11 protein-coding genes, 1 pseudogene and 1 riboswitch are annotated in these 12,949 nt (G+C 73.0%); of the genes and pseudogenes, 8 read left to right on the forward strand and 4 right to left on the reverse strand.

The features are described 5' to 3' along the window. Positions 1-345, forward strand: a pseudogene (locus BG452_RS04675) (GntR family transcriptional regulator); the annotation flags it as partial. Positions 346-501: 156 nt separating this feature from the next. After that, on the forward strand, positions 502-1,695 hold the full coding sequence (locus tag BG452_RS04680) for a GDSL-type esterase/lipase family protein (protein WP_317620900.1): 1,194 nt from the start codon (positions 502-504) through the stop codon (positions 1,693-1,695). Between the two features lie 104 nt (positions 1,696-1,799). On the opposite strand, the gene BG452_RS04685 is transcribed toward BG452_RS04680, so the two are convergent. Next, positions 1,800-3,158 (reverse strand): NAD(P)/FAD-dependent oxidoreductase, encoded by a 1,359-nt coding sequence (locus BG452_RS04685; protein WP_188302871.1) that lies wholly within the window; start codon positions 3,156-3,158, stop codon positions 1,800-1,802. Between the two features lie 266 nt (positions 3,159-3,424). On the opposite strand from BG452_RS04685, the gene BG452_RS04690 reads away from it, so the two are divergent. The 4 genes from BG452_RS04690 (at position 3,425) to purB (ending at position 6,751) form a co-directional block, all read left to right on the forward strand. After that, the gene (locus BG452_RS04690) at positions 3,425-4,180 is read left to right on the forward strand and encodes a HipA family kinase (protein WP_188302872.1); all 756 of its coding nucleotides are present in this window, start codon (positions 3,425-3,427) and stop codon (positions 4,178-4,180) included. Beyond that, positions 4,177-4,593 (forward strand): DUF3037 domain-containing protein, encoded by a 417-nt coding sequence (locus BG452_RS04695; protein ID WP_188302873.1) that lies wholly within the window; start codon positions 4,177-4,179, stop codon positions 4,591-4,593. The genes BG452_RS04690 and BG452_RS04695 overlap by 4 nt, the downstream gene beginning before the upstream one ends. 94 nt (positions 4,594-4,687) lie before the next feature. Continuing rightward, the gene (locus BG452_RS04700; protein WP_188302874.1) at positions 4,688-5,146 is read left to right on the forward strand and encodes a MarR family winged helix-turn-helix transcriptional regulator; all 459 of its coding nucleotides are present in this window, start codon (positions 4,688-4,690) and stop codon (positions 5,144-5,146) included. Between the two features lie 165 nt (positions 5,147-5,311). Further along, positions 5,312-6,751: an adenylosuccinate lyase gene (gene purB / locus BG452_RS04705; RefSeq protein WP_188302875.1), complete on the forward strand. Its 1,440-nt coding sequence runs from the start codon at positions 5,312-5,314 to the stop codon at positions 6,749-6,751. 23 nt (positions 6,752-6,774) lie between these two features. Here purB and BG452_RS04710 read toward each other — a convergent pair whose 3' ends face one another. Next, positions 6,775-8,316 (reverse strand): MFS transporter, encoded by a 1,542-nt coding sequence (locus tag BG452_RS04710; protein WP_317620901.1) that lies wholly within the window; start codon positions 8,314-8,316, stop codon positions 6,775-6,777. Positions 8,317-8,628: 312 nt separating this feature from the next. Further along, positions 8,629-8,812, forward strand: a riboswitch (cyclic di-AMP (ydaO/yuaA leader). 2 nt (positions 8,813-8,814) lie between these two features. Between BG452_RS04710 and BG452_RS04715 the strand changes: the two genes are divergently transcribed. Together BG452_RS04715 and BG452_RS04720 are read left to right on the forward strand one after the other, a co-directional pair. Continuing rightward, a complete protein-coding gene (locus tag BG452_RS04715) occupies positions 8,815-9,783 on the forward strand; it encodes a LysM peptidoglycan-binding domain-containing M23 family metallopeptidase (protein WP_188302876.1) in 969 nt (322 codons plus the stop codon). 355 nt (positions 9,784-10,138) lie between these two features. Continuing rightward, entirely contained in the window at positions 10,139-11,683 is a 1,545-nt protein-coding gene (locus BG452_RS04720; RefSeq protein ID WP_188302877.1) for an APC family permease, read from the forward strand. A gap of 4 nt (positions 11,684-11,687) precedes the next feature. Here the strand turns inward: BG452_RS04720 and BG452_RS04725 are convergent, their stop codons facing one another. Next, positions 11,688-12,410: a DUF2470 domain-containing protein gene (locus tag BG452_RS04725; protein ID WP_188302878.1), complete on the reverse strand. Its 723-nt coding sequence runs from the start codon at positions 12,408-12,410 to the stop codon at positions 11,688-11,690. Between the two features lie 117 nt (positions 12,411-12,527). Further along, positions 12,528-12,938, reverse strand: a complete 411-nt coding sequence (locus BG452_RS04730; protein ID WP_188302879.1) for a RidA family protein — start codon at positions 12,936-12,938, stop codon at positions 12,528-12,530. Between the last annotated feature and the right edge of the window lie 11 nt (positions 12,939-12,949).

Raw genomic sequence — 12,949 nt, forward strand, 5'->3', positions numbered from 1 at the left:
ACCGTCGCCGAACTCTGGCGCGCCGACGCGGCGCCGGCCGCGAGCGTGGCCGCCGCCTACCGGGCGCGCCGGGAGGCGCTGCTGACGGAACTGGCGGCGCGCGGCATCGAGGCGCACGGGGCGAGCGGGCTGAACGTCTGGGTGCCGGTGCCCGACGAGACCTCGGTGCTGGCGGCGCTGGTGCAGCGCGGCTGGGTGGCGGCGCCCGGGGCGCGGTTCCGGATCCAGTCGCCGCCCGGGCTGCGGTTCACCGTCGCCCGCCTCGACCGTGCGGGCGCGACGGAACTGGCCGACGATCTTGCCGCGGTGCTGGGAACGGGCGGGGCCGACTCCCGGCTGGTCTGAACCCGTCGGTAACAAAGCGGGAAACCTGCTGCACGTACCTAGCGGTAACCAGCGCGGCCATGTCATCTTCCTTGCGCCACCGGCCGGCGGCCTTCCCTCACCTACGCGTCCTCCCGCCCCCAAACCGCGGGAAGACCGAGCCGCAGGAGTTCCGCCGTGCCCGAAAACGGTTCGAGCGTCACCAGCAGCACCCCTCGACTCGGCCGACGGCTGCTCACCGCAGCCGCCGCCCTGCCGCTGACCCTGGCCGGACTGGCCCTCGCCACCCCCGCCTCGGCGGCCCCGGCCGCCGTTCCCAGCGGGCCGACCGCCAGCGTCACGCTCGGCGACAGCTACATCTCCGGCGAGGCCGGCCGGTGGAAGGGCAACTCCGCCGACTCCAGCGCGAGTCGGACCGGCACCGACCGGGCCTGGAACGGCAGTTCGTACGACCCCTCGCTGGTCTACGGCCCGACGGCGGCGAGCGGGTGCGACCGCTCCGACGTCTCCGAGGTGCTCGGCGCCCAGGGCATCGCGCAGAAGCAGATCAACCTGGCCTGCTCGGGCGCCGTCACCGGCAACATCTTCCGCGCCTCCAACGGCGGGCAGTCCCTGAAGGGCGAGGCTCCGCAGGCCGACCAGCTCGCCACCGTGGCGGCCCAGAACAACGTCAAGCTGATCACGCTGTCGATCGGCGGCAACGACCTCGGCTTCTCCAGTGTCATCTCGAACTGCGTCCAGGACTACCTGGTCTGGTACTCCTACTGCCACGACTCGCAGCAGTCGGCGATCGACTCGAAGATGCCCGCCGCGATGGCCGGGGTCGGCAAGGCGATCGACGAGATCCGGGCCGTCATGACCAACGCGGGCTATGCGCGGACCGACTACCGGCTGGTGCTGCAGTCGTACCCCTCGCCGATCCCGCGCAGCGCCGAGATGCGCTACCCGGAGAGCGGCTGGAGCCGCTCGGACACCGGCGGCTGCCCGTTCTGGGACGGGGACGCCGACTGGGCGCGCGACTCGATGGTGCCGCAGATCTCCAAGGCGCTGGCGGGAGTCGCGGCGTCCAAGGGGGCGCAGTTCCTGGACCTCTCCAACATGCTGCAGGGCCGTGAGGTGTGCTCCACCTCCGCGCAGCAGCCGACCGCGGGCTCCGGCCCGTCCGCGACCACCAGCGAATGGGCGCGCTTCCTGGACGGTGGCCTCAACACCACCCAGGGCGTGCTGCAGGAGTCGATGCACCCCAACTACTACGGGCAGCAGGCGCTCGGCGCCTGTCTGAGCCGGCTGTGGGCCCGGCCGACGGGCAACTACGCGTGCGACAACACGGCCGGGCAGGACGCGAGCGGGATGTACCTGACGGCGGAGTGAGGCGGACGTGCCGCCGCCCCTGGCCCGGGTGGGCGAGGGGCGGCGGTGCGGCTCGGGACGGCCTCCGGGGCGGCCCTGGGCTCAGCCCTGGCTCAGCTCTCGGCTCAGCCCTTGGCGAGCAGGGACTGAGCGTGGGCCCGTACCTGATCCTTCGTCAGATAGGCGTCGGTGTACTCGAAGTCCTGCAGCCGGGCGGGCTGGCGGGCCAGGAAGCCGGTGCGGACGAAGTCGTCCCCGGCGGTCGCGTTGAGCAGCCAGTTCGCGCTCACCCGGAACTTCGCCGCATTGGTCCGCATCGCCATCAGGTGGTAGCCGCGGGCCACCAACTGGGCGGGCACGCCACGCAGTTCGATACCGACCGGCTTGGACACCGCGTCCTTGCCGCCGAGGTCGACCACCAGGCCCAAGTCCTTGTGGTAGTACGGCTCCAGGGGCTGGTTGCGGAGCGAGGCGATCACGTTGTCGGCCACCGCGCGGCCCTGACGGGCCGAGTGCTGGGCGGTCGGCGGGCACACCGCGCCGTCGCCCTTGGCCAGGTCGGGAACGGCGGCCGCGTCACCGAGCGCGAACACGCCCTCGAACTGCGGCACCCGCATCTCCGCCGTCACCGCCAGCCGGCCGCGGACCGTCTCCGCGTCCAGGGTGCCGATCAGCGGGCTCGCGGCCACGCCGGCGGTCCAGATCAGGGTGCGGCAGGGGAGCACCCGGCCGTCGGTGAACTTGACCGACTCGGCGCCGACTTCGGCCACCGAGACCCCCAGTGACACGTCGATGCCGCGGTCGCGCAGCACCTCCAGGGCGGCGGTGCCGAGCGCGTCGCCGAGCTCGGGCATCAGCTTGGGGGCGATGTCGATCAGGTGCCACTTGATCTGGCGGGCGTCCAGCCGGGGGTAGCGGCGGGCGGCCGCGGTGGTCAGGCGCTGCAGGCAGGCGGCCGTCTCGGTGCCCGCGTAGCCGCCGCCGACCACCACGAACTGCAGCCGGGACTCGCGCTCCCGCTGGTCCAAGGTCGCTGAGGCGAGGTCGAGTTGGGCGATCACGTGGTCGCGGACGTAGGCCGCCTCGGCGAGCGTCTTCATGCCGCGGGCGTAATCGGTGAGCCCGGGGATGTCGAAGGTGCGGGTGACGCTGCCGGGGGCGAGCACCAGGACGTCGTACTTCTGCGCGACCACCTCGTCGGTGATCTTGCGGACGACGCACACCCGGGAGGCCGGGTCCACGCCGATGGCGCCGCCCGGGACGATGTGGGTGCGGCGCAGGCTCCGGCGCAGGGAGACCGCGACGGACTGGGGGGTGAGGACGCCCGCGGCGACGTGCGGGAGGAGGGGGAGGTAGAGCTGGTAGCTGAACGGCGTGACCAGCGTGATCTCGGCCTCCGACGGCGAGAGCTTGCGTTCGAGGCGGCGGGCGCACTCCAGGCCTGCGAAGCCGCCGCCCACGATCAGGATCCGAGGTCGTTCCATCGCTCATCCCTTTGCCGTACAGGTCGTACCGGAAGGCCCCCATTACTGTCCGCCACACTCGCACGGAGCAGCGGGGGCTGCCACCGGGGTGGGGCGGTGGGGGGAGGAGGGGAAGGAGAGGGTCGTGGGGTGGGGTTCGGGGCGGGTCGGGTTCGGTGGCGCGGGTTCGGTGGGTCGGGTTCGGCGGCGCGTGCGGAGACGAGCCGTCGGGGGTGTGGAGGCCGGGTGCGTACGGGGGTGGGTGGGGCACCGATAAGCTGTCGGGCGTGCTCCCCGAGGTGACGGCGGTCCGGTATGTGACCCCACTGCGAGAAGGCGGCTCGATGCCGGGCCTGGTCGAGGCCGACGACCGGCGGCTGTACGCGCTGAAATGGGTCGGCGCGGCGCAGGGCCGCAAGGCCCTGGTGGCGGAGGTGCTGGCCGGGGAGCTGGGGCGGCGGCTCGGGCTGCCGGTGCCGGAGCTGGTGACCATCGACCTGGATCCGGTGCTCGCGCGCAGCGAGCCGGACCACCAGGTGCAGGACCAGATCCGGGCCAGCGGCGGGACCAACCTCGGGATGGCCTTCGTCAGCGGCGCGCTCAACTTCGACCCGCTCTGCTTCGAGGTGGACCCCGAACTGGCTGGGCAGGTGCTCTGGTTCGACGCGTTGATCGGCAATGTCGACCGCTCCTGGCGCAACCCCAACCTGCTGGTGGCGACCGGCGGGCTGCGGCTGATCGACCACGGTGCCAGCCTGATCTTCCATCACAACTGGGCCGGCGCCGCCGCCTGGGTGCGCCGCCCGTACGACGCGTCCGACCATGCGCTGCTGCGCGCCCGGCCGGATCTGGCGGCGGCGGACAAGGCGCTCGCGCCGCTCGCGGAGGCGGCGATCGAGGCGGCGGTGGCGCGGATCCCCGAGGTGTGGCTGCTGGACGAGTTCGGCTTCGACTCGCCCGAGGACGTGCGCGCCGCGTACCGCTCCCAGCTGACCGAGCGACTGGCCGGTCCGCGTGACTGGCTGCCGGAGGTGCCCGCATGACCGAGCCGCTGTCCGCCGCGCTGCCGGCCGTCGTGGAACTGCACGACTACGAGTACGCCGTGATCCGGGCGGTGCCGCGGGTGGAGCGCGGTGAGTGCGTGAACGTCGGGGTGCTGCTGTACTGCCGGCAGCACGCGCACCTGGCCGCGCGCACCCACCTGGACCAGGCCCGGCTGCTGGCGCTGGACCCGGTGGCGGACGTGCAGGGGGTGCGGCGGGCGCTTCAGGGGATCGAGGCGGTCTGCCTGGGCGGCCCGGCGGCCGGTCCGGCGGCCTCGGACAGCCCCGGGCAGCGGTTCCGCTGGCTGACCGCGCCGCGCAGCGCGATCGTCCAGCCGGGGCCGGTGCACACCGGGCTGACCGCGGACCCGGAGGTCGAGCTGCGGCGGCTGTTCGACCAGCTGGTGCTCTGACCGTCCCCCGATCGGCGGTACCGTGAGGCGGCTCGCCGACGGTTGCCGTGGTCAAAGCTTGAGTTACTGAAGCACTCGGCCGTACGCTGACCCCATGGGTTCGACCTCGACGACGACCGTACCGACCAACGCCGAGCTGATGGAGGCGTTGGCCGCCGTCGGTGCCGCGTACTTCCAGGACTTCGCGGCGGCCGCGGCCCGGCACGGGCTGTCCTCCTCCCAGGCCAAGGCGCTGGGCTCGGTGCAGGAACCGGTCCCGATGCGGGCACTGGCCGGGCGCCTGGGCTGCGACGCGTCGAACGTGACCGGGATCGTGGACCGGCTGGAGACGCTGGGCCTCGCCAACCGGGAGGCGGCGGCCGGTGACCGCCGGGTGAAGATCGTGGTGATCACGGCCGAGGGCCGGGAGATCCTCAACCGCATCCGCGGCGAGATGGCCCGCACCCACCAGGCCTTCGAGGCGATGACCGACGAGCAGCGGATCGCCCTGCACTCGATCTGCGGGCAGGTCCTGCCGGTGCTGGCCGGCCGTTCCGGCGGCGCGCAGCAGTAGCGGCCGACAGGGGCGCAGCAGTAGCGGCCGGCCGGCGCGCTCGGCGCGCGTCGGCGAGTCCCGGGGGCAGCGACCGGTGGTGCGGCGGGGCGCGCAGGTGGCGCGGATGAGGGTGACGGACAGGTCCCCATCCGCCGACGTTCGGCGTGACCTCGGCTGTTAGGCTTGCGAAGCGTGAGCGCGAAGCCCCAGATCCCCAATGTCCTGGCCTCCCGGTACGCCTCGGCGACCCTGGCCCAGCTGTGGTCCCCCGAGCACAAGGTGGTCCTCGAGCGCCACCTGTGGCTCGCCGTCCTGAAGGCCCAGCAGGACCTCGGTGTCGAGGTTCCGGCGAACGCCGTCGCCGACTACGAGCGGGTGATCGACCAGGTCGACCTCGGCTCGATCGCCGCCCGTGAGCGGATCACCCGCCACGACGTGAAGGCCCGGATCGAGGAGTTCAGCGACCTCGCCGGCCACGAGCAGATCCACAAGGGAATGACCTCCCGGGACCTGACCGAGAACGTCGAGCAGCTGCAGATCCGCCAGTCCCTGGAGCACGTCCGGGACCGTACGGTCGCCGTGCTGGTGCGCCTGGCCGACCTGGCCGCCCAGAACTCCGAGCTGGTCATGGCCGGCCGCTCGCACAACGTGGCCGCGCAGGCCACCACCCTGGGCAAGCGCTTCGCGTCGATCGCCGACGAGCTGCTGGTCGCCTTCCGCCGCCTGGAGGAGCTGATCGCCCGCTACCCGCTGCGCGGGATCAAGGGCCCGGTCGGCACCGCCCAGGACATGCTGGACCTGCTCGGCGGCGACACCGGGAAGCTGGCCGAGCTGGAGCGCCGGGTCGCCGGCCACCTCGGCTTCGACCACGTGCTCACCAGCGTCGGCCAGGTCTACCCGCGCTCGCTGGACTTCGAGGTGCTCACTGCCCTCGTCCAGCTGGCCGCCGCGCCGTCCAGCCTGGCCAAGACCATCCGTCTGATGGCCGGCCACGAGCTGGTGACGGAGGGCTTCAAGGAGGGTCAGGTCGGCTCCTCCGCGATGCCGCACAAGATGAACACCCGCTCCTGCGAGCGCGTCAACGGCCTGGCCGTGATCCTGCGCGGCTACGCCTCGATGACCGGCGAGCTGGCCGGCGACCAGTGGAACGAGGGCGACGTCTCCTGCTCGGTGGTGCGCCGGGTCGCGCTGCCGGACGCCTTCTTCGCCTTCGACGGCCTGCTGGAGACCTTCCTCACCGTCCTGGACGAGTTCGGCGCCTTCCCCGCCGTGATCGAGGCCGAGCTGGACCGCTACCTGCCGTTCCTGGCCACCACCAAGGTGCTGATGGGCTCGGTGCGCGCGGGCGTCGGCCGGGAGACCGCCCACGAGGTCATCAAGGAGCACGCCGTCGCCTCCGCGCTGGCGATGCGCGCGGGCGCCCGGGAGAACGAGCTGCTGGACCGGCTCGCCGCCGACGAGCGGATCCCGCTGGACCGGGCCGCGCTGGACGCGCTGCTGGGCGACCGGCTGTCCTTCACCGGTGCGGCCGGGGCGCAGGTCGCCGAGGTCGTCCGCCAGGTGGCGGCCGTGGCGGCGGCCTACCCGGAGGCGGCCAAGTACGCGCCCGGCGACATCCTCTGACGCGCCGCTGAATTGACGTCGCGTCAGCTCTCGGCCGAGGGCCCCGCCGCCGTTCCGGTGGTGGGGCCCTCGGGCGTCCGGGGGCGGCCCGGGTCGAACGGCGGGGTGGTGGTGGCGCAGGGCCAGTCGCAGTTCGGCTCGGCCACCGGGTGCTCCTCCTCCGGTGCGAGCACGTTGCCCCGGATGGTGGTGAAGGCGATCAGCGCGCCGGTGGCCAGCAGGCCCGCGCAGATCAGCATCGCGGTGTGGAAGGCGGAGTCCACCGAGGACGGCACCCGGTAGGCGTCGCCGCTCAGCCCGGCCAGGGCCGGCAGCGCGGCCACCGCGAGCAGGCCGGCCGCGCGGGCGGCGGCGTTGTTGACGCCGCTGGCGATGCCCGCGTGCCGCACCTCGACGGCGGCCAGCACGGTCGCGGTCAGCGGTGCGACCAGCAGGGTCATCCCCGAGCCCATCACCGCGACGGCGGGCAGCACGTCCACCCAGTAGGAGGAGCCGGGGCCGATGCGCAGCATCAGCAGCACCCCGGCGGCGCACAGCAGCGGGCCGACGGTGAGCGGGAGGCGCGGGCCGATCCGCTTGCCGAGGCGACCGGCGCGCGCGGACAGGGTCAGCATCAGCACCGTGATGGGCACCAGGGCGAAGCCGGAGACCAGCGGGGAGAACCCGGAGACGATCTGAAGCTGCACCACCAGCAGGAAGAACACCCCGCTGAACGCCGCGTAGACGCAGAGGGTGACCAGGTTCACGGCGGTGAACAGCCGGGAGGAGAACAGTCCGAGCGGCAGCATCGGATAGGGCGAGCGCCGCTCGACGGTCACGAAGGCGGCGCCCAGCAGCAGGCCGATCGCGCCGGTGACCCAGACGGCGGGGGACAGGCCCTCCCCGGCGGCGGTGAGCGCGTAGGTGATCGCGCCGAGGGCGAGCGCGGCGAGCAGCGCGCCGGGCACGTCGAAGCGGCCGGTCGCGGACTCGTCCCGGCTCTCCGGGACGTAACGGGAGGTCACCGCGATGACGGCGGCGGCCAGCGGCAGGTTCAGCAGGAAGATCCAGCGCCAGCCGGGGCCGTCCACCAGCCAGCCGCCGAGGAAGGGGCCGACGGCCGCCGACACCCCGCCCAGGCCGGACCACAGGCCCACCGCCGCCGAGCGGTCGTCCGGGTGGAAGACGGCCTGGAGCATGGCGAGCGAGCCCGGGGTGAGCAGCGCCCCGCCGATGCCCTGGACGGCGCGGGCGGCGATCAGCACGTGGATGGTCGGGGCGGCGGCGCAGGCCGCGGACGCGGCGGCGAACCAGACCACGCCGATGAGGAAGACCCGGCGCCGCCCGTAGCGGTCGCCGAGGGCGCCGCCGAGCAGGATCAGGCCCGCCAGGGTGAGCAGATAGGCGTTCAGGGTCCATTGCAGGGAGGCGAGGGAGGCGCCGAGGTCGGCGCCGATCCGGGGGAGGGCGACGTTCACCACGGTGCCGTCGAGCATCGCCATGCTGGAGCCGAGCACCGTTGCCAGGAGAACCCAGCGACCCTGCGCGGTGCCCAGGCGCAGAGTTCCTGCTTGAGAGGTGGCCACCGGCTGATCCTGCGCCCGCCGGGGTGTACGTGACAAGGGTCACCGGGTGGTGTGTCGGCCCGTGGCGGTTCGTGACCGGACGATCGCGCAGGGGTGGCCTGGTCGGCGCAGGGTGCTGGATCAGTGGCGCGGAGTGAATGGATTGTGCACGTACGGTGCAGCGGATCATTCGGAGGGTGACCACTGCGCCGGGATTGGTTGCCGATTCAAGAGATCGACATTGCTTCACCTGAACGGATGAGTTTTAGTTCAGCGACCGCCCGGCCAGCCCGGACGGATCCACCGGGTGGAACGCCGAGTCCTGCCGCTGCCCGGTGGCTCGCACCGAACTCTGTACGGCAGGAGCGGGGGACCCACAGGTAAGTCGCCGGACCGGAGTTCGCGCCTTTTCAGGGCGTGGACGACCAGGACCGGCTTGGGGTGAAGCCGCGCATGCGGCCGGGCAACTCCAGCCCGAACCCGACAGCTCACCTCGCAGGCGTCGGAGAGGAAAATTCCATGCCTGCACAGGCTCGTCGTATCGCCCTGCCCCGTGCCGCCCGGATCGGCATCGCCACCGCCGTCACCGGCGCCTCGTTCGTCCTGCCGCTCGTGACCGCGATGGGCGCCCAGGCGGACACCTCCCCGGCTGCTCCGGCCGCCTCGACCGCTTCGGTCGCCTCGGTCGCTTCGCAGGACGCCGCTCCGGCCGCCGGGCACCAGAGCTACCGCGTCATCAGTGGCGACACCCTCTCGAAGATCGCCGACATCAAGGACGTCCAGGGCGGCTGGCACGCGCTGTACGAGCAGAACCGCTCGGTGGTCGGGGCCAACCCGAACCTGATCTTCCCGGGCCAGCAGCTGGCCCTCGTGGGCCACGCGGCTGACGCCGCGAAGCCCGCCGCGCCCGCCGCCCCGGCGAAGCCGGCCGCTGCTCCGGCCACCCAGGACGCCTCCGCCGCCGCGGACACCCAGGTGCAGGTCCAGACCGAGGCCGCCAAGCCGGGCGCCCAGCTGCAGACCCAGGTGCAGACCGCCGCCCCGGCCCAGGCCGTCACCGCCGCCCCGGTCGCCGTCACCACCGGTTTCGTCGCCCCGCTCGCCAACCCGGTGCTGGGCGAGGCCTACGGCGTGGCCGGCTCGATGTGGGCCTCCGGCCACCACACCGGCCAGGACTTCATCGCCTCCACCGGCACCCCGCTGCGCGCCGTCGCCAAGGGTGTCGTGGTGAAGGCCGCCAACGACGGCGCCTACGGCAACGAGGTCGAGATCAAGCTCGCCGACGGCAAGTACGCGCAGTACGCGCACCTGTCCTCGATCGGCGTGAAGGTCGGCCAGAGCGTCACCACCGGCCAGCAGCTGGGCCTCTCCGGTGCGACCGGCAATGTGACCGGCCCGCACCTGCACTTCGAGATCCGCACCGGTCCGGAGTACGGCTCGGACATCGACCCGGTCGCCTACCTGCGGGCGCACGGCGTCGCGCTCTGATCCCTGGTCCCTTCCACGGGACCGTGTGAACCACCGCTGATGCGGGGCGAATCGACCGCCCGGGATGGTCATGTCGGGTGACCGCTCGACCGGGTGATCGCCGCAGCAGTGGACCTGGGCGCGGGACACGCCCACGGCCGGCCCGGCCGCACGGGACAAGCTCTCGTGCGGCCGGGCCGGCCACCGCCGTTTCCGGTCCGTGGCGGTGTTCGGGGCCTCGAACGCGCCGTCAACCCGTTGGCTTCGTCGGATCATCAGCCGTACTCCGGGGCGGCCGTCGGCGCGCGATCCTGTCGGTCAGTCAGTGCCCGGCCGGTTCGGCGGGCGGCAGTGTCCGGGTGGACGAGGAGGCCGGATGACCGTCCGGAGCGGGGACGCGGTCGGTTCCGCCGGTGAGCGGGCCGGGCCGGGCGGGGTCGACCGGCTGAAGGCGGACTCGGTCGGCCTGGCGGGCGTGGTGTTCATGGCGGTCGCCACCGCGGCCCCGATCACCGCGATGACCGGGAACCTGCCGATCGTCATCGGGCAGGGCAACGGGCTCGGCGCGCCGGCCGCGTACGTCCTGGCGACCGCGGTGCTCACGGTGTTCTCGGTCGGGTACGTGGCGATGGCCCGGCACATCACGGCGGCCGGGGCGTTCTACGGCTACGTCTCGCACGGGCTCGGCCGGGTGGTCGGGATGGCCTCGGGGATGCTCGCGCTGCTGGCCTACATGATCTTCGAGGCCTCGGTCATCGGCTTCTTCGCGTACTCGCTGCGCGGGCTGGTCCGGTCGCAGCTGGGCGTGGACCTCGGCTGGGGCTGGTACGCGGTGCTCGGGATGACGGCGATCGGGGTGATGGCCTGGTTCGACCTGCATCTGACGGCGAAGGTGCTCGGGGTGGCGCTGGTGCTGGAGCTGGTGGTGCTGGGCGCGGTCTCGCTGGCCGTGCTGGTCTCCGGTGGCGGGCCGGACGGGATCGTCGGCGAGGCCGTGAACCCGTTGAACGGGCTCAGGGGAGCGGGGAGTTCGGGACCGGCGGCGGCCGGGTTGGGACTGTTCTTCGCGTTCTGCTCCTGGGTCGGCTTCGAGTCGACGGCGATGTACGGCGAGGAGTCGCGGGACCCGAAGCGGGTGGTGCCGCGGGCCACCATGGTGTCGGTGATCGGGATCGGGCTGTTCTACGTCTTCGTGTCCTGGATGATCCTGTCCGGCAACGGAGTCGAGCACGCGATCGCGGTGGCGAGCGGGGCGGTGCCGGGCAAGGACGGGAACAGCCTGTTCCTCGATCCGCTCGGCGCACACCTGGGCAGCTGGGCGGTCACGGTGTTCCAATGGCTGGTCGTCACCGGCTCGTTCGCCTGTGCGATGGCCTTCCACCAGTGCGCCGCACGGTACTTGTACGCGATCGGGCGGGAGGGGCTGCTGCACCCGGCGCTCGGCCGGACCCATCCGCGGCACGGTTCGCCGTACGTCGCCTCGGTCGCGCAGTCGGTGATCGCGGCCGGGCTGGTGTTGGCGTTCCTGGCGGCGGGGATGGACCCGTACGTCCATCTGTACACGCTGCTGGCGCTGTTGGGGACGATGGCGATCCTGGTGGTGCAGACGCTGTGCTCCTTCGCGGTGGTGGGGTACTTCCACGTGCAGGGCCGGCACCCGGAGACCGCGCACTGGTGCCGGACGCTGCTCGCGCCGCTGGCCGGCGGGGTGGCGATGGGCGCGGTGGTGGCGCTGCTGGTGGTCAACCGGGGTGCGGCGGCGGGGGCGGCGGCGGGCACCCTGCTGTTCCGGCTGACCCCGTACCTGGTGATCGGGGTGTTCCTGGGCGGGATCGGGACGGCGCTGGTGCTGCGGCGCCGGCGGCCGGAGCTGTACGCGCGGATGGGGCGGATCGTGCTGGAGGACGCGGCGGAGCGGTGAGCGGTCAGCGCCGGCGGGCGGGCAGGCCGTGCTCGGCGGCGGTGAGCAGCTCGTGCATCCGGTGGCCGAAGTCCTCGGTGTCGTCGGCGGGTTGGGGGAAGACCAGGCGGACGTCGCGGTGGCCGTGCGAGTGGTCCAGGCGCAGCACCAGGCCGTGGCGGTCCAGGGCGAGCGGGCGGACGGCCGGCCGGTGGGTGAGCAGGGCCGGGTCGAGCAGGCGGGTGAGCAGGTCGAGGGCGTCGGCGTGGTCGTCGGCCAGGTGGGTGAGCAGGGCGGCCTCGTGCCGGGCCAGCGGGTCGGGGGTGGCGAGGGTGAGCTCGGCGGCGGTGAGCGCGTTGGTGCCGTACGGGGTGGCGAGGACGGCGTGGGCGACGTCGACGCGCAGGTGGACGCCGAGGCCGTCGTCGGTGAGGTGGGCCAGGTGCAGCCGGCCGGCCAGGGTGAGCCGGGCGCGGATCCGGTCGCGGACGGCGACGGGGGAGACGTCGGTGACGTCGAGCACGACGGCCAGGCCGTCGCTGGCGCCGGCGGCGGCCGCGGTGAGCGGGGCGTCGAGCGGGACGCGCAGGCGCAGCCGGGAGCCGTGGACGGAGACCGGGGTGTCCAGCTCGTGGTGCTCGCCGAGGGCGCGCACGGTGAGTGAGGAGGTCGCGCTGAGCAGGCTGTGGACCCGGTCGGCGGTGGTGGGCTCCTCGGGCACCTGGGCGTCGCCGGTGGGCAGGCTCATGGACGGACCTCCTGTTAGTTAGGTGAGCCTAACCTAATGTCCGGGTGGGGGTGTGGCAAGTGCGGCGAGGGCCCGGACGCGCGGTGGCGTCCGGGCCCCGGGGGCGTTGGCGGTGGGTCAGGAGACGACGGCCTGGGCGTCGATCTCCACCAGCATCGGCTCCTGCGGCAGTTCGACGAAGACGGTGGTCCGGCAGGGCTTCACGCCGCCCGGCTCGATGTTCTCGTCGATGAACTCGGCGTAGACCTCGTTCATCAGCGGGAAGTCGGCGCGCTTGGTGAGGTAGACGTGGAACATCACCACGTCCTCGATGGTGGCGCCGCCGGCCTCGACGATGGCCTTGACGTTCTCCAGCGTGCGGCGGGTCTGGGCCTTCACATCGCCGTGGTGGAGGTACTCGCCGGTGGCCGGGTCCTGCGGGCCCTGGCCGGAGACCTGCAGGATCGGGCCCTTGCGGACGCCCTGGGAGAACATCCAGGCGGGGGCCGGGGCGCCGTCGGTGCGGATCTCGAGCTTGTCGGAGTCCATGGGGTTCCTTA

The organism is Streptomyces sp. CBMA123, assembly GCF_014596465.1.
In the GTDB taxonomy this organism is placed as follows: Bacteria; Actinomycetota; Actinomycetes; order Streptomycetales; family Streptomycetaceae; genus Kitasatospora.